Genomic DNA, 24376 nt, shown 5'->3' on the forward strand with positions numbered 1-24376 from the left:
TACCGGCTGTACCTTGCAAAAACGAGGAGGAATCCATGAAACGAACAATCATGAAAGCCCTGCTGGCAGGACTCTTCGGCATGCTTGCCGCCTGCGCCATCATCACCGTCAATGTCTATTTTCCCGAAAAGGCGGTGAAGGAGGCCTACAAATCCCTCGACGAGATGCTCCTGAAGCCGGGGGAAGAGAAGCCTGCCCCGGACGGGCAGAAGCCAGCCGAAGAAAAACCGGCGCCTGCGCCAGGGCCCCAGAGCAAACTCCTGAAGGGGTTCTCCTCCTTTGCCCTGGTTGGGGAGGCCTTTGCCGCCGATAACTATGCGGATCAACTGGCTATCGAGATTTCCGGCATGCCTGAGGTGTTGAAGGCCTATGACGAGATGAAGGCGCGGCTTCCGCAGCTGGACCTCCTGCGGGACCAGGGGGTGGTTGGGGAGACCAACCAGGGGCTCGTGACGATCCGCGACAAGGGGAAGGCCACGCCCCAGGACGAGGCCTTGGTCAAGGCGGAGGTGGCGAACCGCAAGACGGTCATCACTGCCATGGCGCGGGCGATCCTGAAACTCAACAAGCAGCCCGAGTCCAAGGCGGCCATCGGCCAGGTGCTCCCCAAGGCGGCTGCCACCTATGCCGATGCCAAGCGGGAGGCGGCAAAGCCGGGGTGGTGGACTCAGCTGGCTAACGGGAGATGGGTCCAGAAATAGGAAGAGATCGACATGCGTCGGACGAGAAAGGGAGGGGACGATATCCCCGCCTTTTCTGTGTCAGATGACTACTGCGTGGAGGTCCCGCTGCCGGTACCGCCACCAAAAGGCGACGGCCCTCGCGTACCAGTCGATGACGAAGACCCCCCAGACGGCGTAGAGTGAGAGGTGGAGCCAGTCGGCCGCCACCCATGAGAGGAAGACCCGCACCCCCCACATGGTACCGAGGGTCACCAGGAAGACGTAGAAGGTGTCGCCGGTCCCCCGCAGACTCCCGGCGTAGACGAAGGAAAGGGCCAGGGGGACCTGGGCGAAGGCCACCAGCCGCAGGAAGACGATTCCTTTCTCGATGACCGCCGGGTCGTGGGTGAAGAGTCCGATGAGGGGCCCGGGCAGCGTCAGGAAGACGGCCGCCATGGTCCCCATCACCATGACCGCCAGACGCAGCGCCTCACGGTGGCTGATCCGCGCCCGGCGGTACTTTTTAGCCCCGAGGGCCTGCCCCATGAGGGTGGCTGCGGCGATCCCCATGCCGGCCCCGGGCATGAAGGAGAGGGACTCGATGGAGAGCCCGATCTGGTGGGCCGCGTAGGCGGCGGTGCCGTAGCTGATGATGAATTTCGAGTAGAAGAGCTGCCCTCCCTGCTGGGCGACCCGCTCCAGGGCCACGGGCCACCCCACTCGCCAGATGCGCTGGAAGAGCCCCGTGTCGGGGCGTCCCACCCGGATATAGCGGAGCCTCATGGCCTGGATCAGGAGGTAGAAAAAGCCGATGGCCTCGGAGGCGTTGATGGCGATGGCCGCGCCGGTCACCCCCATGGCGGGGAGACCCAGCTTGCCGTAGATGAGGGGCCAGGCCATGAGCACGTGGAGGACATTCACGAGGAGAATGGCGGTCATGGGGGTCCGGGTGTTGCCGGTGCCGTGCATGATGGCCGAGAGGATGTTGAGTCCCGTGGTGAAGGCCAGATAGAGGAAGACCAGCCGGGTATAGCCGGCAGCCAGGTGGAGGACGTCATCCTTCGCGCCGAGAAAGGCGGCCAGATCGCCGCTGAAGAACCACCCCAGGGTCGAGGCCGCCGCCGTCATGGCGGCGCAGGCGAGGCAGGCGGCAAAGGCGGCCCGGCGGGCTTCCCGGCGCTGTCCCGCTCCCCAGAGGTGAGCGATCACCACCGTTGTGCCAGTGGCAAGCCCCCAGAAGACCGTCATGGTCACGAAGACGAGGAGCTGACCGAGCCCCGTGGCCGCGATGGCCGCTGCGCCGAGTCCTCCCACGAGGAAGATGTCGACGATGGCCACGAGCCGCTGGAAGAGGGACGAGAGGAGGACCGGAAGAGACAGGTTCATGACATTGCGGCGGATGGAGATCCTCTTTTTCCGCTCCCTGAAGTGTCGTGTCGTAAATCCTCTTCCCGTCATCCCGTATCCCCTAACCCCCCTGCCGGTCACGGAGTTCCCGTCTTCCGGCCCATGTCATCAGATCATTGTCCCTTTCCGTGAACGTCATGCTTTCGCCTGGAAACTATGCGGTTCCCCCCCCGTGATTTGCAAGCGCTTTTTGCGTGGGACCCGGGCTGGTTGTCCCAACATGGTCGACGCGGAGTGCAGAGTGTACCAGCAGGAAAATAAATTGTGAACAAATAAATAGTATGCTATTTATATTGCATGAACCTGTCTGATGAAAAAATCGGCCGCAGCAACCTCTTTTATCGGCTCGGTCTCCTGACACGGCACTGGCGCCAGGTCCTGGATACCGACTTCCAGTTTGCCGGCTTGACCGACGCCACCTGGCGTCCCCTCCTGCACCTCCATCTCCTCGGTGATGGGACTCGGCAGAAGGATTTGGCGGCGTCGATCGGCATCGAGGGGCCCTCACTCGTCCGTCTCCTCGATACCCTTATCGCCAAAGGGCTGATAGAGCGTTCGGAAGATGTCACGGACCGCCGGGCGAAGCTGCTCAACCTGACACCCGAGGGCCGCGTGATCGTGGCTCGGATCCAGGAAACGGTGACGGCCCTGGAAAACGATCTCCTCAGCCCCTTCAACGACGACGAGATTGCCCGGGTGGCGGAATTCATCGGACGGCTTGAATCCACCGTGAACGAGGCCCGGCGGAGGGGAAAGAGATGATGCGTCGCGCAGTCCTGCCGATCCTGTGGCCAAGCCTCGCGCCGTGGCGGGACATCAGGGGAGCATCATGCCCTATCTGAGATTCAAGGGATTCGACGAGGGCTTTCTGCGGAAGCTTGGTCCCCTGGTCGTGGAGGAGTTCTCCCGCGTGGCGGTCGTCCCGCCGGAAGTGGTCAAGATCGAGCTGCTGAACATCGTGCAGATAACGGCCACCCCCCGCTCGCTGGAGATATTCATTTTTCCGCGGGAACAGAAAAAACATGACGCCATCGCGGCAACCCTCGCCGGCATCCTTGGCCGGTATGGCTACGATGATGTGCATATCTTCTTTGTCCTTCTCTCCCCCTCCCTCTACTACAAGGAAGGGATCCCGCTCAATAACGTCAGCTGGCTTCCCTGATGAAAAGCATGCCATGAAGGCATTTTCACTGCTCACCGCGAAAGGAGTCATTATGGATCTCAAGAGTAAAACCGTTTTGGTTACCGGTGCCAACGGCGGCATCGGCGGCGCCCTGGTCAGGGCATTGCTGGACAAGGGAGTTGCCAAGGTCTACGCCGCTGCCCGGAGTATCGACGCCGTGGCTGATTTGGCCCACGGTGGTGACGACAGGGTTGTCGCGCTTCGCCTTGACGTGACCCAAGCCGCCAGCGTGGCTGGTACGGCGGAGCAGTGCCGGGACGTGGACATTCTCATCAATAACGCTGGCGTCAACCGCTGTGTGGGGTTCATGGGCGCCACCGCCCTGGAGGACGCCCGGCAGGAGATGGAAGTCAACTACTTCGGCACCCTGGCCATGTGCCGGGCCTTTGCGCCGATACTGACCTCCCGGGGGAGCGGGGCCATCGTGAATGTCTGCTCCATCATCGGTATGGTCAATCTTCCCGTCAACGGAACCTATTGCGCATCCAAGGCCGCGGGGCATTCGCTGCTGCAGGGGCTCCGCGCCGAACTGACACCGCGGGGAATCCGGGTGATCGGCGTCTATCCCGGCCCGGTGGACACGAAGATGACGGCGGGGCAGGAGATGCCCAAAGCGACAACGGACCAGGTTGCCGCCGCGATTCTGGCAGGGATAGAGAAGGGGGATGAGTACATTTTCCCCGATCCCATGTCGCAGCATGTCCATGCCATGCTTGAAAAGGACCCCCGTCAGGTGGAGAGGGATTTCGGGGCCATGGCCGGCTGATAATCCTGGACTATCCCCCTGAACGCATGAAAGCCGCAGTTTCGGTGAACTGCGGCTTTCATGCGTTCAAGGTTTCAGGCTACCTAGGTTAGAACGGAATATCATCATCCGGATTGAAGGCCGGCTCGTCGTAGGCCGGGCCGCCGCCGAAGCCGCCTTCCTGGCCGCCCCGTCCGCCGGAGCGCCCGCCGCCCCCCTCGCCTTTGCCGCCGAGCATCTGCATCCGCTCCCCCACCACCTCGGTGGACCAGCGGTCGCGGCCTTCCTTGTCCTGCCACTTGCGGGTCTGGAGCCGCCCCTCGATGAAGACGGTCCGTCCCTTTGCCAGGTATTCGCCGGCGATCTCCGCCTGGCGCCCCCAGAGGACCACGTTGTGCCACTCGGTCTTCTCCTCGAACTCGCCGTTCCTGTTCTTGAACTTCTCGCTGGTGGCGAGGGAGAAGCTGGCCACCGCCGTACCGCCCGGGGTGTAGCGGACTTCGGGGTCCTTGCCGAGATTGCCGATGAGCATTACCTTGTTGAGACTTGCCATGGGAGCCCTCCTTCGGGGCGTTGATGTATGCCGAAAACCGCTGCAGTGTATAGGAATTGGGGGGATTCTGGCAAGCTATATTTGGTTTGACGAAGGATGGAAAAAGTCGTAAGGTTAACCGGATTTACACCCGGAGTCGTGAATGCTTAACGGTTTGATTTATTTGCTCTTTTTTGTGCCGCTCACCGCCTTTTTCAGCGTGCTTGCCATGCTCGGCGGACTCGTCGATTCCCGGGGGGGATTGGCCCACCGGTGCGCCCTTGCCTGGAGCCGCGCCGGCCTCATACTGGCCGGGGTCCGTCTGAGGGTGAGCGGCGCGGAGCAGGTGCCGGCAGGGGAACCGGTGATTTTCATGGGGAACCACCAGGGGAACTTCGATATCCTCGTACTTTCCCGGGCCGTCCCGCGCCGGTTTTCGTGGCTGGCCAAGGAGGAGCTTTTCCGCATTCCGCTGTTCGGGTCCGCCATGCGGCGGGCCGGCTACATTCCCGTGGACCGGAGCGACGGCCGCAAGGCCCTGCGGAGCCTCGACGCCGCGGCAAAGAGGATCAGGGCCGGGGCCAGCGTCATCGTCTTCCCCGAGGGGACCCGGACCCTCGACGGTTCGCTCCTCCCCTTCAAGAAGGGGGGCTTCATCCTGGCGGAGCGGGCAGGAGTGCCGATTGTTCCCTTCACCATCAACGGCAGCATGCGGGTGAACCCCCGCAATACCTGCAATCTTGTTCGCGGCGCGGAGATCTCCGTCCGGTTTGGCGCGCCGATCCCCACCTCCGGAAGCAAAGCCCTCAAGGGGCAGCCCCTCATGGACCGGGTGCGGGACTCCATCCAGGCCGGGTTGGAACGTTAGGATGCAACTTCTTTCCCTCGCACTCATCGCCATAGGGGTCGCGGCCATGGCCTGGGGACTGCCGGCGGCCCACCGGCTGGCAAAACCGTGGGATGTTCTGGCGGCCGTTGCTGCACTCTGCGGGCTGGTTGCCGTGTTGGTGGGGGCTCTTCTTGCCGTTGTGCCGGGATTTTTCGGATAGGAACCAGTGATCGAACGGACCAAGAACATCATTGCCAACGTGACGGTGATCGCCGTCATTTCCCTCCTCCTCATCGGGGGTAATACCTGGTGGCGGCAGCGGACCCAGTTCCAGCGGGGGGAGGCGGCCCTGGCGGCCCGGGATTACCTGGCCGCCATTGCCGGGTACGAGGCTGCAATTCACATGTACACCCCGGGGAGCTCCCTGGTGGAGAACTCGGCCCGGCGCCTCTGGGATATGGGGGGGGAATTCGAACGGGCCGGCGACCTGGAGCGCGCCCTCATCGCCTACCGGTCCCTCCGGAGCTCCTTCTACGCGGCCAAGTGGCTTGCGCAGCCAGGCCGGGAGTGGATTGAGGGGTGCGACCGGAAGATTGCGGAGATTCTCGGACGGCAGGGGTACCCCCCTCCCGTCCCGAGGTAGGTGCCATGGAAACTGATCAGAACCAGCCCGCCGGCCTGCGCGTCATCCCCCTGGGGGGGGTGGGGGAGATCGGCCTCAACATGATGGTCTACGAGTACGGCGACGACATCATCGTGGCCGACTGCGGCCTCATGTTCCCCGAACCCCACATGCTCGGCATCGATATCGTCATCCCCGACATCACCTACCTGCGTGAGCGGGCCGACCGGGTGCGGGGGATCTTCCTGACCCATGGCCATGAAGACCACATCGGCGCCCTTCCCTACGTCCTTCCCGAGCTTCCCGTCCCCATTTTCGGCACAGCCCTCACTCTCGGCTTCGTGCGGGAGAAACTGAAGGAGTTCGACCTCGACAGCTCCACGGACCTGAGCGTGGTGAAGCCTCGGGAGTCGGTAACCGTCGGCCCCTTCAAGGTGGAGTTCATCCGGGTCTCCCACTCCATTGTTGACGGCTGCGCCCTGGCGATCCGCACCCCCGAGGGGGTGGTGATCCACACCGGCGACTTCAAGATCGACCAGACCCCCGTGGACGGCGAGCTGACCGACCTGGCCTCCTTTGCCCGTTACGGCTCCGAGGGGGTCCTGGCGCTCTTCTCCGACTCCACCAACGTGGAGCGGCAGGGGTACACCCTGTCGGAGCGGCTGGTGGGGGAGGCCTTTGACGAGATCTTCCCCCGCTGTCCGGGGCGGATCATCGTGGCGGCCTTCTCCAGCAATATCCACCGGGTGCAGCAGGCGGTGGAGTCAGCGGCCCGCTGCGGTCGCAAGGTGCTCCTGAACGGCCGCTCCATGATCGCCAACGTGGCCATTGCCCGGCAGCTGGGGTACCTGCGTATCCCCGACGATGTGCTGATCGACCTCCGGGAGATGCCGCGCCTGCCGCCGGAGCAGGTCTGCATGATCACCACCGGTTCCCAGGGAGAGCCCATGAGCGCCCTGACCCGCATCGCCATGGACGACCACAAGCAGATCAAGCTGGAGAAGGGGGACACGGTGATCCTCTCCTCCCGCTTCATCCCCGGGAACGAGAAGACCATCTCCGACCTCATCAACCACCTTTACCGCCGGGGGGCCGAGGTCTTTCACGAGAAGGTGTCCGAGGTGCACGTGTCGGGCCATGCCTCCCGGGAGGAGCTGAAGTTGATGATCAACCTGGTGCGGCCCAAATTTTTCGTGCCGGTCCACGGCGAGTACCGGCACCTGGTGAAGCATGCCCGGCTGGCCCAGCGGGTGGGGGTTCCGGAGGAGCGCTGCCTCGTGGTTGAGAACGGTGCAGTGATCCGCTTCGCCGACGGAGCGGCCGAGGTGGCCGGCAGCGTCGCGAACGGCCGGGTATTCATCGACGGCAAGGGGATCGGCGACGTGGGGGCGGTGGTCCTCAAGGACCGCAAGCACCTTTCCGAGGACGGAATGGTGGTGGTCATCATCTCCATCAACCCCCAGACGGGCGAGATCCTCTATGGTCCCGACATCGTCTCCCGCGGGTTCGTTTTCGAGGACGAGAGCCAGGAGTACCTGGATGAAACGAAGAAGATAGTCCTGGACCTCCTGGCCGGGATGTCGCCGGAAGTCCTCAAGGACTGGAACGAGGTGAAGCAGGAAGTGCGGCGCATCCTGAGACGTTTCTTCAACAAGACCATTGAGCGGCGGCCAGTGATCCTGCCGTTGATTATAGAGATGTAGGAATGGACGAACAGATCGACAAGAAAGAAAAACTGAAAAAGGAGATCCAGGGGATGGCCCTCGGCGCGCTGGGGCTCTTCATCCTCATTGCCCTTGTGTCGTTCAATGCCGGCGACCCCTCATCAAATACGTACAATTCTGAAACAGGGGTTCGCAATTTCGGCGGTAGATTGGGAGCGGAGCTTTCCGACCTTCTCATCCAGATCGTTGGACTTGCCTCTTATGCCGTCCCAACGGGTCTGCTGTATCTTTCGTACAAACTTCTCCGCTTTAAGGAGTTGCGTTGGAAAAATTATAAAGCGTTTGCCTTTATTACGCTGTTGATCTCATTGTCGTCGTTGTTCGGATTTTTTAAGCCCGACACGGTCTTTCTTGGTCAAAAAGTCCTCACCGGCGGTGCCGTTGGGACTAAGACGGCAACGTTCCTCAAGACCTACTTCGGCATCCCCGGAGCCATCCTTATCATCCTCCCCCTCCTGGCCGCTTCGGCCATGGTCCTGTCCCGCTTCTCCTTCGTCCTCTTCGCCGACTGGTGGTTCGCGAACCTGAAGGAGCGCTGGGCCCGACGTCGGGAGCGGCAGGAACTGAACCGCCAGCTCCTCGATACGGGAGAGAAGGCCGAGAAGAAAAAATCGCCGGAAATCATGCCGGTCCACGTGGCGGTTCCTCCTCCGCCGCCGGTCCAGAAGAAAGAGGAGAAGAAGGAAAAGGCCAAGACCGCCCCACTCCAGGAGGCCTTCGACTTCATCAAGTCGGAAGGGGACCACCGCACTCCGCCGCTGTCGCTCCTCGATACCCCTCCCCAGACCGAGAAGCGCCTCGACCGCGACATCCTCACCATGAACGCCCGGCTCCTGGAGAAGAAGTTCAAGGATTTCGGCATCGACGGCGAGGTTGTGGAGATCTGCCCCGGCCCGGTCATTACCATGTTCGAGTTCGCCCCGGGCCCCGGCATCAAGGTGAGCCGGATCGCTTCGCTCTCCGATGACCTCTCCATGGCGCTCCAGTCCATGTCGATCCGGATCGTGGCCCCCATTCCCGGCAAGGGGGTGGTCGGCATCGAAATCCCGAACCGGGAACGGGAGACGGTCTATCTCAAGGAGATTTTCAACGGCGAGGAGTTCCACGGCAGCAAGATGAAGCTCCCCCTGGCCCTGGGAAAGGACATCGCCGGCGCACCGGTCGTGACCGATCTGGCCAAGATGCCCCACCTCCTGGTGGCCGGCGCCACCGGTTCGGGAAAGTCCGTATCCATCAACACCATGATCCTGTCGCTCCTCTATACCGCTACCCCCAAGGATGTGCGGGTCATCATGGTTGATCCGAAGATGCTGGAGCTCTCCATCTACGAGGGGATTCCCCACCTTCTCCTTCCTGTTGTCACCAACCCCAAGAAGGCATCCCTGGCGCTGAAGTGGGCCGTGGAGGAGATGGGGCGTCGCTACCGCCTCATGGCCGATAAGGGGGTGCGGAACATCGGCTCCTACAACCAGTGCCTCGAAAAGGAGGAGAAGGAGGCCGAAGAGCTCAAGGCCCAGGGGACCGTGGTGCTGGACGAGGTGGTGGACGAGCCCGTGGACGATGAGGAGGCGATCCAGCAGTTCCTGGCCAAGCAGGAGGAGCTGGAGCATGGCCATCTGCCGTACATCGTCGTCGTCGTGGACGAACTGGCCGACCTCATGATGGTGGCCGGCCGGGAGATCGAGGAGTCCATCGCACGCCTGGCCCAGATGGCCCGGGCCGCCGGCATCCACCTGATCCTCGCCACCCAGAGGCCGTCGGTGGACGTCATCACCGGCCTCATCAAGGCCAACTTCCCGGCCCGGATTTCCTTCCAGGTCTCATCAAAGATCGACTCCCGGACCATCCTCGACACCAACGGCGCCGAGTCGCTCCTGGGGGCCGGCGACATGCTCTTCCTTCCCCCGGGAACCGCCAAGATGCAGCGGGTCCACGGGGCCTTCGTCTCCGACGCCGAGGTGCAACGGGTGGTGGATTTCCTCAAGAAGCAGGGGAAGCCGGTCTACGACAAGTCGATCCTGGAGATGAAGGAAGAGAGCGGCTCCGGCAGCGGCGACGACGAGGACATGGTGGACGAGCGGTACGACGATGCCGTTGCCCTGGTGGCCGAGACGCGCCAGGCCTCCATCTCCATGGTCCAGCGGCGCCTGCGGATTGGCTACAACCGTGCCGCCCGCATCATCGAGCGGATGGAGCAGGAGGGGATCGTCGGGCCGTCCGACGGGACCAGCAAGCCCCGGGAAGTGTTTATCAACAAGATATGAACGACTATCTCCTTCCTCTTTTCATCCTCAATCTCCTCCTCACCCTTGCCGACGCCGCCATCGGCTACCACGTGGCCCCGGCGTTGATGCGGCGGTTTACTCCCGATCCGGAAACGGCGGAGCTGTCGGTTCGGGGGATGCGGACCATGCTCGGGGGGGTGGTGGCTCTCTACATGTTTTTCAACTGTCTCGGGTACTTCCGGCAGAACGGCGTCATGCTTATGGTAGTGACCGCCGTCGTGGTGGTGGATATGGTGGCGCAGTTGGTGGTGCGGCGAAAGATCGTGAAGGGGTAGGGGTAGGGGCAGGAATACGGGAAAAGATTCGAATACTTGAACGCGGCGGGATTCCCCGTCGCGTTTTTTATGCTGGCAGCCGGATAGATGCTACTCCTCCAGCCTCCCCAGGAGCCGCAGGAGACCGTCGAGGATGGTGAGGGGGTGGGGTGGACAGCCAGGGATGTAAAGGTCGATGGGGATGAGACCGTCGGCGCCGTTATGAACATCGGGGGAGTCAATGAAGGGGCCGCCGTTGATGGCGCAGGCCCCGGCGGCGATGGCGATTTTCGGCTCGGGGATCGCCTCCCAGGCCTTGAGGAGGGCGAGGTGCATGTTCTCGGTAACCGGTCCGGTGATGAAGATGCCGTCGGCATGGCGGGGGGAGGCAACGAACTGGATGCCGAAGCGCCCCAGGTCAAAGCCGACTGTGGAGAGGACGTTGGTGTCGGCCTCGCAGGCGTTGCACCCCCCTGCCGAGACCTCCCGGAGCTTGAGGGATCGCTCGAAGAGAGATTGTCGCTTCTCGTCCAGGGGGGCGGCGAGCCGGCGGATCTCCCCGGACCGGACGATGAGGTCCTCCCGCCGGTTAACGGCCAGCCGGTGATCGCCAGTGAAAGAGATGGCGCCGTGGGGGCAGGCGCCGGCGCATTCAGGGCAGAAGAGGCATTTCCCCATGTCGAGGGCGAGGGTTTTCCCGGTCCCCGGTCCCCGATCCCCGGTCCCGGCCGTTATGGCGCCATGAGGACAGGCGTTGGCGCAGTCGGCGCACCCGACAGGACACTTTTCCGGATCCAGGAGAGGTGCCCCCCGGAAGAGTTCCGGCAGTTGCGCCGGCCCGGCAGGGTAGGCGATGGTTCGGTGTCCCTGGTGACGTCTGGCAAAGAGTGCCTTGAGCATGGTGCGCTTCCCCTGTGGGGGACCTATTCCGCGGCGGCCCCGCTATAGCCGAGTTTTACGGAGATGGTTTCGGCGGCTTTCTGGGCCAGGGGGACCAGTTCTGCGGCGACGCGCTCGTCGGAGAACCTCATGGTCGGCCCTGAGATGATGACCGCCCCGACCGTTTCAGTTCGGTAGTCGCAAATGGGGGCAGCCACCCCCCGGACTCCGATTTCAAGCTCCTCGTCGTCGATGGCGTAGCCGGCGGCGGCGATTTCCTTCAGGTGCTCCCGGAGCCGGGTGGCGTCGGTGATGGTGTTGGGAGTGAAGGGGACCAGTTCTTTGCGGGCCAGGTAGCGCTCAAGCTTCGGTTCGGAGAGGGAGGCGAGCATCACCTTCCCGGCGGCGGTGCAGTAAGCGGGAAGCCGGGAACCGAGTCGGGAGACGACCCTGACCGTGGCACGGCTTTCGACCCCGTAGAGGTAGATGCTCAGGTTTTCCTTAAGGATGGAAACGTAAGCGGTTTCATCGCATTCCCTGACCAATTCCTCAAGAACCGGTTTTGCGTAGGGAAGGAGCGCCATCTGGCGGATCATGGTCTGGCGGATCTCAAGGGTTTTGAGTCCGAGCCGGTAGTTGCCGGTGACCCGGTTCTGTTCCACGTACCCCCGGGCCTCCAGGGTGGCTAGGAGCCGGAATACGTTGTTCTTGTGGAGCCTGAGCCGCTTTGCCAGTTCGGTTACGCCGAGCTCGGACACCTCTTCTCCGTGGAACTGCTCCAGGAGATCGAGGGCGTGGGAGACGGCAAGAATCATGTAATCGGATTTGTCTTTTTTCTGCACGGTGAGCCTCTGTCGGGTGGAGTGAAAAAGCAAACCCGTCTCTTATATCACAAATCGAACCCGCAGTAGGAGAGATTAAAACTCTTGTTGCAGAGGGGGAAGTCGGAAATCTGCTGATTCCGCAGGGCCAGGGCGAGTCCGGTCCAGTTGTGGAACGACGGGTCGACCACCTTGTAGCGGGCGAAACGGCCGGTGCCGTCGGTGATGGCAACGTGGCAGATCTCACCCCGCCACCCCTCGGTGAGAGCCACGGCCACGCTGTCCGGCGCAGGGGTGGCGGTATTCGTCACGGGAGGGCCGGCCGGCAACTGGCGGAGTTGCTCCGCTACGAAGTGGAGGGAGGCCTCCGCCTCGCGCCAGCGGACATGGGCCCGGGCAAAGACGTCACCGTTTTCCTCAACAGCTACGGCCACCGGACTCACGCCGTAGATGCCGAAGGGGGTATCCCGCCGCACGTCCCGGTCGATACCGCATGCCCGGGCCGCCGGCCCCACAAGGCCGATCTCCCGGGCCGTCTCCTGACTCACCTTTCCCGTTCCCTCGAAGCGGGCCATGACCGATTGGGTATCCCAGAGGAGTCCCACCGCATTTTCCAGATCATCGCTCGCGGCGGTAAGCCGATCGAGAATTTCACCCGCCTGCCGCTCGCTCACGTCGAAACCGATGCCGCCGGGACGCACGATTCCCCTGCCAAAGCGGCTTCCGCAAAGGTGTGCCGTCATGTTGAGAAAATCCCCCCTGATCCGGCCGCAGAAGGAGGCGGTGGGAAGATAGGCCACATCCCCGGCCAGGGCACCCAGGTCGCCGGTGTGGTTGGCGAGCCGTTCCAGTTCCAGGGCGATGGCCCGGATGATTTCGGCCCGGGCCGATGGAACCGTCCCCCCGAGGGCCTCCATGACCATGGCATAGGCCAGGGCGTGGCCGATGGTGGTGTCGCCGGCGATGGTCTCCATCTGGAAGAGGGTTTTCGGATGGGGGCCCTTCAGGAAGCCCTCCTCCACCCCCCGGTGCTGGTAGCCGAGGGCAATCTCCAGGCTGAAGACCTCTTCGCCGTGGCACTGGAAGCGGAAATGCCCCGGCTCGATGATCCCTGCGTGGACCGGTCCCACCGCCACCTCGTGGATCTCCTCCCCCTCCACCCGGTAGTAGTCGGTGTCACCCGCCACTTTCCCGCCTAAACCTTTACGTGACGGCATGAAGGGGTGGTGGAACCGGACCGGCTTGGGCCAGGGGTGGGCCTCGGGGGTGATGCCGCATTGTTCGGCGATCTCCCGCTCGAAGAGGTGGAGTTGGGGGACGAGACGGCAGATGGAGGGAAAGGCCATTCCCGCCTCGGTTCGCATGAGCCCCAGAAGCCCGTCGTTGGGGGCGGCCATGAGGCACCAGAGGGTGGCGCCGGCGTCGGTGGGGACCCCGAAACAGGAGGCGACCCGCCATCCCCGGTCGGAGGCGTCGATGATATCCTGGAGGAACTGTTCGAGGGGAAGGAGCGGCACCGAGGCCACCGGCACCGCCTCTCCGTTGCGCAGGCAGGTGAGGGAGAAGGTGCGGGTCACGGCACGTTTCCTCCTAATAGGGCCGCTCCTTCCGTAATGAGGCGGCTGAGTGGTGCCGGTATCCAGAGGCCGAGCATGAGGACGACTCCCATAAGAATGAGCGGCGGCACCACCGTGAGGAAGCGGTCCCGGTAACCGGTATGTTCGATGCGGCTCGATTCCCCCATCACCACCGGCAGGACCGTGCGCGCCATGCCGAGGAAGATGGCGGCCAGAAAAAAGAGGATGAGGCCGCCGATCCACTCTCCTCCCTGGGTCATGGCGCTGGAGATGATGGAGAATTCGCTCACGAAGAGGCCGAAGGGGGGAGAGCCGGTGACAGCGAAGAACCCGGCCAGGAAGAGCCCTCCCGACCAGGGGAGACGCCGCAGTGCTCCCCGCACCTGCTCGCACCGCTTGCTGTTGTAGGAGCGGTGGATGTTGGCGGCGGCAAGGAAGAGGACCCCCTTGGTGAGGCTGTTGTTCACCAGATGGAGGAGTGCCCCGGCCAAGGCTCCTTTGCCGAGCCCCAGGGCCACGGCCAGGATCCCCACATGCTCCACGCTGGAGTAGGCGAGCATCCGCTTGAAGTCAGCCTGGCGTGCCATGAAGATGGCAGCCGTGGCCATGGAGAGGAGGCCCATGAGGACGAGGGCGTCCCGGTGGAAGGTCGTCCCGCTGGCTGCCACGCAGACCTGGTAGACCCTGAGGAGCCCCACGAAGGAGCAGGTCACGAGTCCTCCGGCCAGGAGCCCCCCCACGAGTCCGGGCGCTTCGCCGTAAGCGTCGGGCTTCCAGGTGTGGAGCGGCGTGAGCCCCATCTTGGTCCCGTAGCCCACGAGGAGAAACACGAAGGCCGCCTTGAGCCAGGCGGGGGAAAGGAGCCGCGCGTTCGCCACCAGGGGTTCCAGGAGAAGCGTCGGTTCGATCCGGGCCACCACGGTGGAGTAGGCCAGGAAGAGGAGCCCCAGGAGCGCCAGGGCGATCCCCACGGAGCAGATGAGCATGTACTTCCAGGTGGCCTCGATGGAGCGGGCGTTGCGGTTGAAGTAGAGGAGGGGGGTCATGGTGAGGGTGGTCGTCTCGATGGCCACCCAGAGGAGCCCCAGGTGGTGGGCAAAAGCCACGAGCGTCATGGCTGAAAGGCAGACCAGCAGCATGGCGCAGAGGATGCGGTTCGGCCGTTCCCGCCGGTAAGCGAGATATCCCACGGCATAGAGCCCTGATGCGAAAAAGAGAAGGCTCACGGAGAGGAGCACGAGCTTTCCGATGGCGTCCAAGTGGAGCCACATCCCCGCCGGAGCGGCCGTGGGGGAGAGTGTCGCTTCGACTGTCAAGGCCAGGTGGATTGCCCCGGTGACGGGGAGGGCCCAGGGACGGCCCCTGTCCGACGGAATAAACCAGGCCGTGAGGGCGCCCAGAAGCGGTATGAGGAGGAGGCCGGTGATCATTCCCTAGTCCCTGAGCGTGGTGAGTCGCGACGTGTCGATGGATGAGAACTCGCGGCTGATCTGGTTGATGATGATCCCCATGACGAAGATGCCGACGATGAGGTCCAGCAGGACCCCCGCCTCCACCATGACCGGCATCGCCTCGGTCAGGAGGAGTCCAAAGAGGAAGATGCCGTTTTCCAGCATCAGGTAACCGATTACCTGGGAGATGGCTTTACGCCGGGTCACCAGCACGATGAAGCCGGTCAGGAGCGTGGCGATGGCCGCCGGCACGAAGAGGAGCCCCTGGTGCTCCGGAGCCAGGGGGAGGCGGGCGGCGAAGACAAAGGAGAGCCCCGTCGTGATGGCGCCGATGAGAAGCGTCGGCACATACCCCAGGTAGGGCTCCATCTCCCGTGATATCCGGGCTCGGACGATGGCGCCGGTCAGAAGCCACGGGATGATGATCCCCTTTGCCAGGATGAGGCCGCCGGTAATGACCACCAGGTGCCAGGAGAACGAGTGGACGAGGATCGGGAGGATGCCGAGGATGACCCCCTGGATGGCCACGGCACGGATCGCCACGGCCAGGCGCCCCGAACCGAGGGCCGCGAAGTTGATGAGCATCACGAGGACGATGAGCTGGTCCACCAGGGAAGTCATGGTCTACCTCAGCACCAGGAGCAGCGAGAACGCCGCCAGGATGCAGGCCGCCGCCAGCATCTGGGGGACCTTGGGGAGCCGCAGCCGTGCCATGACCGATTCCACCATGCCGATCCCCACGGCCAGCATCATCATGGCGATCACGAAGAGGACCCAGTCCACCACGGGGATGCCGGTGGCATAGGGGAGGGCGATGTCGGTGAACAGGGCACCCAGCACGAAGAGCTTCAGGGCCGCCCCGTAGAGGATGGCGCCGAAGAGGGGGCCGCTGTGGTCGAGCACCATCACCTCGTGGATCATGGTCAGTTCCAGGTGGGTGGTGGGGTCGTCGAAAGGGACCCGGCAGTTCTCGGCCAGGAGCACGATGAAGAGGCTTCCCACCAGCAGGAGGAGCGATGCGCCGGCCGAAAGCCAGGAGGTGGCGGCGGTCCCGGTCAGCATGGGGGTCAGGGAGAGGGAGCCGGAGAGCCGTGCCAGCACCGCCAGGGAGAAGAAGAGGGCCGGCTCGGCCAGGCAGGCGAAGGTGGCCTCCCGGGCCGCCCCCATCCCCTCGAAGCTGGAACCGGTATCCAGGGCCGCCGCCGTGGTGCAGAAGCGGGCCAGCCCGAAGAGATAGGCGAAGAGGATCATGTCGCCGCTGAAAGAGAGAGGGGGGCGGTGCTCCCCGAGGGGGATCAGGAGCGAGGCCACAAGCGTTGCCGCCAGGCCCGCCACTGGTCCCGCCCGGAAGACCCAGCTCGTGGTTTCGCTGAAGACCGACCCCTTGCGCACGAGCTTTGCCAGGTCGTAGTACGCTTGAACAAGCGGTGGACCGGTGCGGCCTGCAAAGATGGCCTTGGTCCGGTTGATCACCCCGAGCAGCAGCGGCGGCATGAGCAGGGTAATCAGGATATGGATAACGGTGTCGACCATTCCCTTCCTGCTCCTTTAATAGGCCCACGCCAGCAAGAGCGCCAGCGTCACGAAGATGTAGAGGATATAGAGGTGGAGCCGGCCGTGCTGGAGCTTGCGGGCGAGAGAGAACCTCCGGTCCATGGCCGAGAGGAGCGGCGTGATGACCAGTTCCAGTACCGCTTCGGGAACATGGCTCGAAAAGGCGCTCTTCCCCGGGAAGAGGCCCTGAACCTTGGGCGGGTGGACCCGGGGGCGGAGCACCGCGGCGAAGAGGCTCACGAACATCTCGGCAAAGGAAGAGGCGGTGTACTGCATCCGGACAGTGGGACGGGCAAAGCCGCAGTCCCAGGTGCCGGCCGTACCCTGTGGTTCGGCTGTTACCCGCTTCCAGAGCCAGGCGCCGATGCCGAGAATCGCCAGAAGGAGGATGAGCCCCATGAGGGTAATCCAGCCAAAGGGCGCCGCATCCGCCAGCCGGACGCCGGCAAAGGGGAGCTGGGGGCTCCAGGCAAAGAGGGCCGGCTCCAGAAAGCGTGGGAGTGCCACAGGGAGGAGGCCGATGGCTGCGCAGAGTATGGCAAGGAGCATCATGGGGCCCCGCATGGCCCACCCCGGTTCGTGGCACCCGGCCGCGTCGGTCGACCGGGGGAGCCCCAGGAAGACCGTGCCGAATACCTTCACGAAGCAGAGGACCGCCATCCCCCCCACCATGGCCAGGGCCGGCGCCGCCAGCCCCAGCAGGGGGGCCGCGGCCCCCTTTTCCTGCACGAGGCCGGAGAAGAAGCCGAGATAGACGAGAAGCTCACTCACAAAGCCGTTCAGGGGGGGAAGTCCGCAAATGGCCACGGCGCCGGTGAGAAAGAGGGCCGCGGTCCAGGGCATCCGTCGGCCCAGCCCGCCGAGGCTGTCGATCTCCCGGGTCCCAGCCTCGTGAATTACCGCACCGGCCCCGAGGAAGAGGAGGGACTTGAAAAGGGAGTGATTCAGGACATGGAGAAGCGCCCCCCCGAACCCGAGGACCACCAGGAGCGGCAGTCCCGCTCCCCTGCCGATGAGGGCAACGCCGAGCCCCATGATGATGATGCCGATGTTTTCGATGCTGTGGTAGGCCAGGAGCCGCTTCAGGTCGTGCTGCCCCACGGCAAAGGCAACCCCGAGGATTCCCGACACAATTCCCGCCATAAGAAGAACCATCCCCCACCAGGGCGGGACCACTCCGAAGAAGGAGAGGATGCGGACTATGCCGTAGATTCCCATCTTGATGAGGACCCCCGACATGAGGGCCGACACGTGGCTCGGTGCGCTGGCATGGGCGCCCGGGAGCCAGACGTGAAGCGGCATCACCCCTGCCTTGAGGCCAAAACCCAAGAGAGCGGTCACGAAAATGGCGGCCCCAAGGGGAGTTGTTCCGTCCAGTGCCGTTGCAGCAGGAAATGAAAAGGAACCGGCAGTCGCTTTCAGCAGGGAGAAACAGGCGAAGAGGGTGAGGGTGCTTGCGTGGGTTGCCACGAGATAGATGAGGGATGCGTCGCGAACCTCCTGCTCCAGATCGTCGGTGGCGAGGGCAAAGTAGGCGGAAAGGGCCATGATCTCCCAGAAGATAAGAAAAAGGACTCCGTTCCGGGCTAGGGGGACCAACGCCAGGGAGGCGGCGAGGACGCCGAAGAAGAAGGTGAGCCGCGGTGCCGTGCGGGGGTGGTGGCTGGCGGGCCAGTAGCCGATGCCGTACACGGCGCAGCAGGCGCTGACGATGAAGACGGGGAGGAGGAAGAAGGCGGAGAGCGGGTCGATGCCGGCCTCAAGGGGGCCGAAAGGAAGCGAGATTTCGAGGGTGTAGGAGACGGTCCGTTCAGTGAAGAGTGCTGCCAGGGCACCGATGATTCCCAGGATGGAGCCGAGAACGACGGCGAGAGAGGCGCATTTCTGCCCCCCGTCCAGCTTCTTGGGGACAAAAAGGCCCGGAATGCCCGACGCGCCGATCAGGAGCGCGCCGGCTATGACCAGGCTGACAGGATTGTCAGGCCCTGCCGTTGATGCTTCCATGGATGGTCTCCGGGAGAGGCGGCAGCGCTGTGTGTGGTCGCAGCGCTCGCGGTGTGACGCCATTTTACTGGTGCGTACCTTTGCGGACTATACGTCCTCAGGGGAAATGCGTCAATAGTCAAGTGGAGCCTGCCGCTGACAAGGGTGGCGCGCAATGGCGGGTGAGACAAGGTTTTGCTTAGCGGGTTTCGTTGAGATGGATTTGCGATAATTCCTGTTGACAAGAGAGGAGGAATCGGATTACTTATAGAGCTGTACGACCTCATTTTTGTCCATTGGAAATACCCCCGGCGTTCTTTCATTCCTTTACAAATCAGGCGCTCCACTCAACACCATAATCAACGTGCGTCGCTACGCTATTCGGAAAAGTTACGACATTCGATTACATAAGAGCACAGATTCCACGTATCCACAAATAGGTGCGTTTCCCGCTTTCGTTACGCTCAGTTATCCGATGAATAACCCCGACAATGAGCCCGCCATCATTCAGCAGCTATCCCGTTGCGCCCGTCCACAGGAGAACCGATGAATCTTCAGGAACTTAAAGGCAAAAAAATCAATGAGCTTGCGGCAATCGCCAAGGGCCTCAACATCGAGGGTGCCTCAAGCCTGCGCAAGCAGGATCTGATTTTTGCCATCCTCAACGCCCAGACCGAGAAAAACGGCATGATCTTCGGCGAGGGGGTCCTGGAATGTCTTCCCGACGGCTTCGGCTTTCTCCGGGCGCCCGACTACAACTATCTGCCGGGGCCTGACGATATCTATGTTTCTCCTTCTCAGATTCGCCGGTTCAACCTCCATACCGGCGACACCGTGTCGGGCCAGATCCGCCCTCCCAAGGAGGGGGAGCGCTACTTTGCCCTCCTCAAGGTGGAGACGGTCAACTTCGAGCCACCCGAGGTGGCCCGGGATAAGATCCTCTTCGACAACCTCACTCCCCTTTATCCCGACGAAAAGCTGAAGCTGGAGACCGCGCCGGATAATATGCCGATGCGGGTCCTGGAGCTCGTCTCTCCTATCGGCAAGGGGCAACGGGGACTCATCGTGGCGCCGCCCCGCACCGGCAAGACGATGCTCATCCAGAACATCGCCAACTCCATTGCGGAGAACCATCCCGAGGTCTACCTGATCGTCCTTCTCATCGACGAGCGTCCCGAAGAGGTTACCGATATGCAGCGTTCGGTCCGGGGGGAGGTGGTTTCCTCCACCTTCGACGAGCCCGCCACCCGCCACGTGCAGGTAGCCGAGATGGTCATCGAGAAGGCGAAGCGCCTCGTGGAGCACAAGCGGGATGTGGTGATCCTTCTGGACTCCATCACGCGCCTCGCCCGGGCCTATAACACGGTGCTCCCCCCCTCCGGCAAGATCCTCACCGGCGGCGTGGACGCCAACGCCCTCCAGAAGCCGAAGCGCTTCTTCGGCGCGGCCCGCAATATCGAGGAAGGTGGCTCCCTCACCATCATTGCCTCGGCCCTGGTGGACACCGGGAGCAAGATGGATGAAGTCATCTTCGAGGAGTTCAAGGGGACCGGCAACATGGAAGTCCACCTGGACCGCAAGCTCGTGGAGAAGCGGACCTTTCCGGCCATCGACATCAACAAATCGGGGACCCGCAAAGAGGAACTTCTCGTGGAAAAGGGCTCCCTCAACCGTACCTGGATTCTCCGCAAGGTCCTCCATCCCATGAACGTGGTGGACAGCATGGAGTTCCTCCTGGAGAAGCTTTCCGAGACCAAGAGCAACCAGGAATTCCTCGATTCCATGAGCAAGTAGGCGTCCCGTCTCCCTCTATGGGGTGGCGGAAAAAAGTCTTGAAAAAAAATAGCCCGTTTGTTAACGTTTTAACTTTCCGACAGATCACATGGCACCGGGGCAAAGGCCCCCAAGGAGGACGATATGAAAGAAGGGATTCATCCCAAGTACAACGAGGTTACCGTGAAGTGCGCCTGCGGCAACAGCTTCCAGACCCGTTCCACCAGAACCGAGATCTCCACCGAAATCTGCTCTGCCTGCCATCCGTTTTTCACCGGCAAGCAGAAGCTCGTGGACACCGCCGGCCGCGTCGAGCGCTTCCGGAAGAAGTACGGCATGCAGTAACAGGCCCCCGGCCTTGCGGATTTGAGCGGAAGGGGATTTTGTCCATGGCGAAATCCCCTTATCTGTTTCTTGAAGCGCTGTATCCAAATCGCCTCGTGAAGGGACTTCATGAAGGTTACCCTACTCCAGCACACCCCTGATCCCGAAATGGCCGTTGCCCTCGCCGCGCGGCTCTGCTACTCCCCCATCGGCATTGATGAGCTGAAGGAGCGTCTGTCGCGTTCCGACATTTCCGCGTTTCTCGACAAGATCATGTCGCTGGGGCACCAGTCGGTGCTGGAGCATGCCTCCTTCACCTTCGGCATCGAGGGGATATCACGGGCCACGAGTCATCAGCTCGTTCGGCATCGGATCGCCTCCTACTCCCAGCAGTCCCAGCGCTACGTGACCCATACGGAGCAATTCTCTGCCGTGATTCCCCCCTCCATCGCGGGGCGTCCCGATCTTGCTGCCCGCTTCAAATCGCAGCTGAAGGCGCTCCACGATACCTATGCCGAACTCTTTGAGGCCGGCATCCCGGCCGAGGACGCCCGCTACATCCTCCCCAACGCCGCGGAGACGAAGATCATCATGACCATGAACGCCCGGGAGCTTCTCCACTTCTTCGGCCTCCGCTGCTGCGAGCGGGCCCAGTGGGAGATCCGGGCCATGGCCGTGGAGATGCTGCGGCTTGTGAAGGGGGTTGCCCCCACCATCTTCCGGGATGCCGGACCCGGCTGCGTTGCCGGCCCCTGTCCGGAAGGGACCATGACCTGCGGCAAGATCGTCGAGGTCAGGAAGAGATTCAAGGAGATGTACGTATGACGAGGTGGTTCCGGTTGCTGCTGGTGCAGTTGCTCATCCTTGCGGAGCGGATCAATGTAGGTGGGCAGGCTGTTCTCGAAGGGGTCATGATGCGAGCGCCCCGTTCCATGGCCATCGCGGTCCGACGCCCTTCGGGCGAGATAGCCGTCAAGCGGGAGGAGGTCCCCCCACTCTCGGAGCGCTTTCCCATTGTGAAGCTCCCGATCCTCCGGGGAGCGGTTGCCCTCTTTTCCTCTCTCATTATAGGACTCAAGGCACTCAACTTTTCCGCCAACGAGGCGCTGGCCGAAGAGGAAGAGAAGGAGGAACTCTCCTCCTGGGCCATGGGTGGGACCATGGCCGTTGCCCTCGGGTTCGGCGTCCTCCTCTTTTTTGTCCTTCCCCTTTACCTTACCAAACTCCTCGTCCCGGTTATCGGTCAGTCCAACATCATGTTCAACCTGGTGGACGGCATCATCCGCGTGGCGGTTTTTCTCCTCTATATCGTATCCATTTCCCGCATGAAGGACATTCAGCGGGTTTTTGAGTACCACGGCGCCGAGCACAAAACCATCTTTGCCTTCGAAGCAGGAGAGGAGCTTTCGGCCGCCACGGTTCAGAAGTACAGCCGCCTCCATCCCCGTTGCGGCACGAGCTTTCTCCTCATTGTCATGCTGGTGAGTATCGTCATCTTCTCGCTCATCCCCAAGCTCTGGCCCTTCTGGATGAAGGCCGGGGCCCGGGTGGTGCTCCTGCCGGTCATCGCCGGGGTTTCCTACGAGTTCCTCAAGTGGAGCGCCAAGAACGACCGGAATCCTCTGGTGCGGCTCATCATCGCCCCCGGCCTGGCGCTCCAGCGGCTCACCACCCGGGAGCCCGACGACAGCCAGGTGGAGGTGGCGATTCGCTCCATGACCGAGGCCCTGGAAGAGAATGGCGGCTACAAGGACGACCGGCTGGTGGTGTGATGTCCCGCCGGCCCTGATTTTCGTTTCTGAAGGATTGCGTTGATGTTTGACAAGATAGAAGAACTTGAAATCCGATACCAGGAGCTTGAATCGCTTCTGGCCGACCCGACGGTGATCGCTAACCAGCCCGAGTTCCGCAAACTCTCCCGGGAGCACAACGACCTGACCGGCCTGATCGAGGCCTATCGTCGCTACAAGAAGGTTCTTGCCGAGATCGAAGGGAACCGGGAGCTTCTGGCCGACCCCGAGATGAAGGAGATGGCCCAGGCGGAACTGGAGGATCTGGAGCGACAGAAGGAGGAACTGGAGGGGGAGATCAAGCTGCTGCTCCTCCCCAAGGATCCCAACGACGACCGCAACGTCATCCTGGAGATCCGTGCCGGTACCGGCGGCGACGAGTCGGCCCTCTTTGCCGGCGACCTCTTTCGCATGTACTCCCGCTTTGCCGAGCGCAACCGCTGGAAAGTGGAGATCCTGTCTGCCTCCGAGTCGGAGCGGGGGGGCTTCAAGGAGGTCGTGGCCCTCATTGAAGGGCAGGGGGTCTTTGCCAAGCTCAAATACGAGTCGGGAACCCATCGGGTCCAGCGGGTGCCGGAGACCGAGGCCCAGGGGCGGATCCACACCAGCGCCTGCACCGTGGCGGTTCTCCCCGAGGCCGAGGATATCGAGGTGGACATCAATCCCGTGGATCTTAAGATCGACGTTTATCGGGCCTCCGGGGCCGGCGGCCAGCACGTCAACAAGACCGAGTCGGCGGTCCGGATCACCCACCTCCCCACCGGCATCGTGGTGGAGTGCCAGGACGAGCGGAGCCAGATCAAGAACCGGTCAAAGGCCATGAAGGTCCTCAAATCGAGGATCCTAGACGGCCTCCAGCAGGAACAGAACGCCCGCATCGCCGCCGACCGCAAACAGCAGGTGGGAAGCGGCGACCGGAGCGAGCGGATACGCACCTACAACTTCCCCCAGGGGCGAATGACCGACCACCGGATCGGTCTTACCCTCTACCGGCTCGACGCCCTCATGGAAGGGGACATCGCCGAAGTAGTGGATACGCTCCGGGCGCACTACCAGATGGAGGCCCTCAAGGCCCAGGCCGAAGCGGCCTGACCCGCTCGGACCGGAAAGGGTTCCATGACGGAAAAGCCTGAAACCTGGACCATCCGCAGGGTCCTTGACTGGACCAGGGGATACCTGGCCGAGAAGGGGGTCGAGAACGCCCGGTTGGAGACTGAGTGGCTTCTTTCCGCAGCCTTGGGGCTTGACCGGGTGGGGCTCTACGTCAACTTCGACAAGCCCCTGAACGCCGAAGAACTGTCGGCGGTCCGGGGGCTCGTGGCGCGACGGGCCAAGCGGGAACCACTCCAGTACGTCCTCGGTACCCAGGAGTTCTGCGGCCTCGACTTCGCCGTGACGCCGGCGGTGCTCATCCCCCGGCACGACACCGAGGCGCTCGTGGAGGAGGCGCTCCTCCGTGCCCCCCACGCCGCCACGGTCCTCGACATCGGCGTCGGGAGCGGCTGCATCGCCGTGGCTCTGGCAAAGAACCTTCCCGATGCCCAGGTGTGGGGGGTGGAGCAGTCCGCCGGAGCCATCACCCTGGCCCGGCAAAACGTTGAGCGCCACGGCGTCCGGGTGATCCTTTGCGAAGGGTCCCTCTTCGAGCCCTTCGCAGACCAGCGGTTCGATCTGATCGTCTCTAATCCCCCCTACATCCCCACTGCCGACCTGGATACGCTCCAGCCGGAGGTGCGGGAGTACGAGCCCCGCGCGGCTCTTGACGGTGGCGCCGACGGTCTCGATTTCTACCGGATCATCGTCCCGGCCGCTTTGGAGCATTTGAACGCGGGCGGGTGGCTCATGGTCGAACTGGGTATCGGCCAGGCAGAGGCGGTGCTCGGGATGTTTGAGCAGGCCGGTTTCACCGACTGCTTTACGGCCAAGGATCTCAACGGCATCGACCGGGTGGTCGGCGGACGGATTCCGTAGTGGCGTGATT

25 protein-coding genes are annotated in these 24376 nt (G+C 62.9%); 16 read left to right on the top strand and 9 right to left on the bottom strand.

The window, feature by feature from the left end; translation table 11 throughout:
- Positions 1-35: 35 nt before the first annotated feature.
- Positions 36-701 (top strand): DUF1318 domain-containing protein, encoded by a 666-nt coding sequence (locus KJB29_RS14140; RefSeq protein ID WP_215735078.1) that lies wholly within the window; start codon positions 36-38, stop codon positions 699-701.
- Positions 702-761: 60 nt separating this feature from the next.
- On the opposite strand, the gene KJB29_RS14145 is transcribed toward KJB29_RS14140, so the two are convergent.
- On the bottom strand, positions 762-2120 hold the full coding sequence (locus KJB29_RS14145) for an MATE family efflux transporter (protein WP_011365660.1): 1359 nt from the start codon (positions 2118-2120) through the stop codon (positions 762-764).
- 246 nt (positions 2121-2366) lie between these two features.
- On the opposite strand from KJB29_RS14145, the gene KJB29_RS14150 reads away from it, so the two are divergent.
- From KJB29_RS14150 to KJB29_RS14160, 3 genes are all read left to right on the top strand, one after another.
- The gene (locus KJB29_RS14150) at positions 2367-2831 is read left to right on the top strand and encodes a MarR family winged helix-turn-helix transcriptional regulator (RefSeq protein WP_215735079.1); all 465 of its coding nucleotides are present in this window, start codon (positions 2367-2369) and stop codon (positions 2829-2831) included.
- Between the two features lie 67 nt (positions 2832-2898).
- On the top strand, positions 2899-3231 hold the full coding sequence (locus KJB29_RS14155) for a DUF1904 domain-containing protein (RefSeq protein ID WP_215735080.1): 333 nt from the start codon (positions 2899-2901) through the stop codon (positions 3229-3231).
- 52 nt (positions 3232-3283) lie between these two features.
- Entirely contained in the window at positions 3284-4018 is a 735-nt protein-coding gene (locus KJB29_RS14160) for an SDR family oxidoreductase (protein WP_215735081.1), read from the top strand.
- 88 nt (positions 4019-4106) lie between these two features.
- Here KJB29_RS14160 and KJB29_RS14165 read toward each other — a convergent pair whose 3' ends face one another.
- A complete protein-coding gene (locus tag KJB29_RS14165; RefSeq protein ID WP_004512334.1) occupies positions 4107-4550 on the bottom strand; it encodes a single-stranded DNA-binding protein in 444 nt (147 codons plus the stop codon).
- A 142-nt stretch (positions 4551-4692) separates the two neighbouring features.
- On the opposite strand from KJB29_RS14165, the gene KJB29_RS14170 reads away from it, so the two are divergent.
- From KJB29_RS14170 to KJB29_RS14195, 6 genes are read left to right on the top strand one after another with little or no spacing between them, the layout of a single operon-like run.
- Positions 4693-5397, top strand: coding sequence for a lysophospholipid acyltransferase family protein (locus KJB29_RS14170; protein WP_215735082.1), 705 nt, complete (start codon positions 4693-4695; stop codon positions 5395-5397).
- Between the two features lies 1 nt (position 5398).
- Positions 5399-5578 carry a hypothetical protein gene (locus KJB29_RS14175; protein WP_215735083.1) on the top strand — a complete coding sequence of 60 codons (180 nt, stop codon included), beginning with the start codon at positions 5399-5401 and terminating at the stop codon, positions 5576-5578.
- A gap of 6 nt (positions 5579-5584) precedes the next feature.
- Positions 5585-6001, top strand: coding sequence for a tetratricopeptide repeat protein (locus tag KJB29_RS14180; RefSeq protein WP_215735084.1), 417 nt, complete (start codon positions 5585-5587; stop codon positions 5999-6001).
- 5 nt (positions 6002-6006) lie between these two features.
- Positions 6007-7683 carry a ribonuclease J gene (locus KJB29_RS14185; protein ID WP_215735085.1) on the top strand — a complete coding sequence of 559 codons (1677 nt, stop codon included), beginning with the start codon at positions 6007-6009 and terminating at the stop codon, positions 7681-7683.
- A 2-nt stretch (positions 7684-7685) separates the two neighbouring features.
- Entirely contained in the window at positions 7686-9968 is a 2283-nt protein-coding gene (locus KJB29_RS14190; RefSeq protein ID WP_215735086.1) for a DNA translocase FtsK, read from the top strand.
- On the top strand, positions 9965-10264 hold the full coding sequence (locus KJB29_RS14195; protein WP_215735087.1) for an MATE family efflux transporter: 300 nt from the start codon (positions 9965-9967) through the stop codon (positions 10262-10264). The genes KJB29_RS14190 and KJB29_RS14195 overlap by 4 nt, the downstream gene beginning before the upstream one ends.
- Before the next feature lie 90 nt (positions 10265-10354).
- Here KJB29_RS14195 and KJB29_RS14200 read toward each other — a convergent pair whose 3' ends face one another.
- From KJB29_RS14200 to KJB29_RS14230, 7 genes are read right to left on the bottom strand one after another with little or no spacing between them, the layout of a single operon-like run.
- Positions 10355-11143 (bottom strand): NADH-quinone oxidoreductase subunit B family protein, encoded by a 789-nt coding sequence (locus KJB29_RS14200; protein ID WP_215735088.1) that lies wholly within the window; start codon positions 11141-11143, stop codon positions 10355-10357.
- Between the two features lie 23 nt (positions 11144-11166).
- Positions 11167-11964 (bottom strand): IclR family transcriptional regulator, encoded by a 798-nt coding sequence (locus KJB29_RS14205; RefSeq protein WP_215735089.1) that lies wholly within the window; start codon positions 11962-11964, stop codon positions 11167-11169.
- Positions 11965-12011: 47 nt separating this feature from the next.
- Entirely contained in the window at positions 12012-13520 is a 1509-nt protein-coding gene (locus KJB29_RS14210) for a hydrogenase large subunit (protein ID WP_215735090.1), read from the bottom strand.
- A complete protein-coding gene (locus KJB29_RS14215; RefSeq protein ID WP_215735091.1) occupies positions 13517-14950 on the bottom strand; it encodes a proton-conducting transporter transmembrane domain-containing protein in 1434 nt (477 codons plus the stop codon). Before KJB29_RS14215 ends, KJB29_RS14210 begins: the two co-directional genes overlap by 4 nt.
- Before the next feature lie 3 nt (positions 14951-14953).
- A complete protein-coding gene (locus tag KJB29_RS14220) occupies positions 14954-15592 on the bottom strand; it encodes a hypothetical protein (protein WP_004512345.1) in 639 nt (212 codons plus the stop codon).
- Between the two features lie 3 nt (positions 15593-15595).
- Positions 15596-16504 carry a respiratory chain complex I subunit 1 family protein gene (locus tag KJB29_RS14225; RefSeq protein ID WP_215735092.1) on the bottom strand — a complete coding sequence of 303 codons (909 nt, stop codon included), beginning with the start codon at positions 16502-16504 and terminating at the stop codon, positions 15596-15598.
- Between the two features lie 15 nt (positions 16505-16519).
- Positions 16520-18529 (bottom strand): proton-conducting transporter transmembrane domain-containing protein, encoded by a 2010-nt coding sequence (locus tag KJB29_RS14230; RefSeq protein ID WP_215735093.1) that lies wholly within the window; start codon positions 18527-18529, stop codon positions 16520-16522.
- A 525-nt stretch (positions 18530-19054) separates the two neighbouring features.
- Here KJB29_RS14230 and rho point away from each other — a divergent pair.
- The 6 genes from rho to prmC all read left to right on the top strand — a co-directional run bounded on the left by rho (position 19055) and on the right by prmC (position 24366).
- Positions 19055-20302, top strand: coding sequence for a transcription termination factor Rho (gene rho, locus KJB29_RS14235; RefSeq protein ID WP_215735094.1), 1248 nt, complete (start codon positions 19055-19057; stop codon positions 20300-20302).
- A gap of 123 nt (positions 20303-20425) precedes the next feature.
- Positions 20426-20626, top strand: coding sequence for a 50S ribosomal protein L31 (rpmE, locus tag KJB29_RS14240; RefSeq protein ID WP_004512349.1), 201 nt, complete (start codon positions 20426-20428; stop codon positions 20624-20626).
- A gap of 108 nt (positions 20627-20734) precedes the next feature.
- Complete coding sequence (gene thyX, locus KJB29_RS14245; protein WP_214186478.1) at positions 20735-21430, top strand: FAD-dependent thymidylate synthase; 696 nt, start codon at positions 20735-20737, stop codon at positions 21428-21430.
- Positions 21427-22377, top strand: coding sequence for a DUF1385 domain-containing protein (locus KJB29_RS14250; RefSeq protein ID WP_215735095.1), 951 nt, complete (start codon positions 21427-21429; stop codon positions 22375-22377). Before thyX ends, KJB29_RS14250 begins: the two co-directional genes overlap by 4 nt.
- Before the next feature lie 42 nt (positions 22378-22419).
- The gene (gene prfA, locus KJB29_RS14255; protein ID WP_215735096.1) at positions 22420-23487 is read left to right on the top strand and encodes a peptide chain release factor 1; all 1068 of its coding nucleotides are present in this window, start codon (positions 22420-22422) and stop codon (positions 23485-23487) included.
- A gap of 24 nt (positions 23488-23511) precedes the next feature.
- Positions 23512-24366 carry a peptide chain release factor N(5)-glutamine methyltransferase gene (gene prmC, locus KJB29_RS14260; protein ID WP_215735097.1) on the top strand — a complete coding sequence of 285 codons (855 nt, stop codon included), beginning with the start codon at positions 23512-23514 and terminating at the stop codon, positions 24364-24366.
- Positions 24367-24376 lie beyond the last annotated feature (10 nt).

It is taken from the genome of Geobacter grbiciae, assembly GCF_018531165.1.
In the GTDB taxonomy this organism is placed as follows: Bacteria; Desulfobacterota; Desulfuromonadia; order Geobacterales; family Geobacteraceae; genus Geobacter; species Geobacter metallireducens.

Coding starts and splice junctions, on each gene's coding strand:
- KJB29_RS14140 (WP_215735078.1), top strand. CDS start 36: ATGAAACGAACAATCATGAAAGCCCTGCTGGCAGGACTCTTCGGCATG.
- KJB29_RS14145 (WP_011365660.1), bottom strand. CDS start 2,120: ATGACGGGAAGAGGATTTACGACACGACACTTCAGGGAGCGGAAAAAG.
- KJB29_RS14150 (WP_215735079.1), top strand. CDS start 2,367: ATGAACCTGTCTGATGAAAAAATCGGCCGCAGCAACCTCTTTTATCGG.
- KJB29_RS14155 (WP_215735080.1), top strand. CDS start 2,899: ATGCCCTATCTGAGATTCAAGGGATTCGACGAGGGCTTTCTGCGGAAG.
- KJB29_RS14160 (WP_215735081.1), top strand. CDS start 3,284: ATGGATCTCAAGAGTAAAACCGTTTTGGTTACCGGTGCCAACGGCGGC.
- KJB29_RS14165 (WP_004512334.1), bottom strand. CDS start 4,550: ATGGCAAGTCTCAACAAGGTAATGCTCATCGGCAATCTCGGCAAGGAC.
- KJB29_RS14170 (WP_215735082.1), top strand. CDS start 4,693: ATGCTTAACGGTTTGATTTATTTGCTCTTTTTTGTGCCGCTCACCGCC.
- KJB29_RS14175 (WP_215735083.1), top strand. CDS start 5,399: ATGCAACTTCTTTCCCTCGCACTCATCGCCATAGGGGTCGCGGCCATG.
- KJB29_RS14185 (WP_215735085.1), top strand. CDS start 6,007: ATGGAAACTGATCAGAACCAGCCCGCCGGCCTGCGCGTCATCCCCCTG.
- KJB29_RS14190 (WP_215735086.1), top strand. CDS start 7,686: ATGGACGAACAGATCGACAAGAAAGAAAAACTGAAAAAGGAGATCCAG.
- KJB29_RS14195 (WP_215735087.1), top strand. CDS start 9,965: ATGAACGACTATCTCCTTCCTCTTTTCATCCTCAATCTCCTCCTCACC.
- KJB29_RS14200 (WP_215735088.1), bottom strand. CDS start 11,143: ATGCTCAAGGCACTCTTTGCCAGACGTCACCAGGGACACCGAACCATC.
- KJB29_RS14215 (WP_215735091.1), bottom strand. CDS start 14,950: ATGATCACCGGCCTCCTCCTCATACCGCTTCTGGGCGCCCTCACGGCC.
- KJB29_RS14220 (WP_004512345.1), bottom strand. CDS start 15,592: ATGACTTCCCTGGTGGACCAGCTCATCGTCCTCGTGATGCTCATCAAC.
- KJB29_RS14225 (WP_215735092.1), bottom strand. CDS start 16,504: ATGGTCGACACCGTTATCCATATCCTGATTACCCTGCTCATGCCGCCG.
- KJB29_RS14230 (WP_215735093.1), bottom strand. CDS start 18,529: ATGGAAGCATCAACGGCAGGGCCTGACAATCCTGTCAGCCTGGTCATA.
- rho (WP_215735094.1), top strand. CDS start 19,055: ATGAATCTTCAGGAACTTAAAGGCAAAAAAATCAATGAGCTTGCGGCA.
- rpmE (WP_004512349.1), top strand. CDS start 20,426: ATGAAAGAAGGGATTCATCCCAAGTACAACGAGGTTACCGTGAAGTGC.
- thyX (WP_214186478.1), top strand. CDS start 20,735: ATGAAGGTTACCCTACTCCAGCACACCCCTGATCCCGAAATGGCCGTT.
- KJB29_RS14250 (WP_215735095.1), top strand. CDS start 21,427: ATGACGAGGTGGTTCCGGTTGCTGCTGGTGCAGTTGCTCATCCTTGCG.
- prfA (WP_215735096.1), top strand. CDS start 22,420: ATGTTTGACAAGATAGAAGAACTTGAAATCCGATACCAGGAGCTTGAA.
- prmC (WP_215735097.1), top strand. CDS start 23,512: ATGACGGAAAAGCCTGAAACCTGGACCATCCGCAGGGTCCTTGACTGG.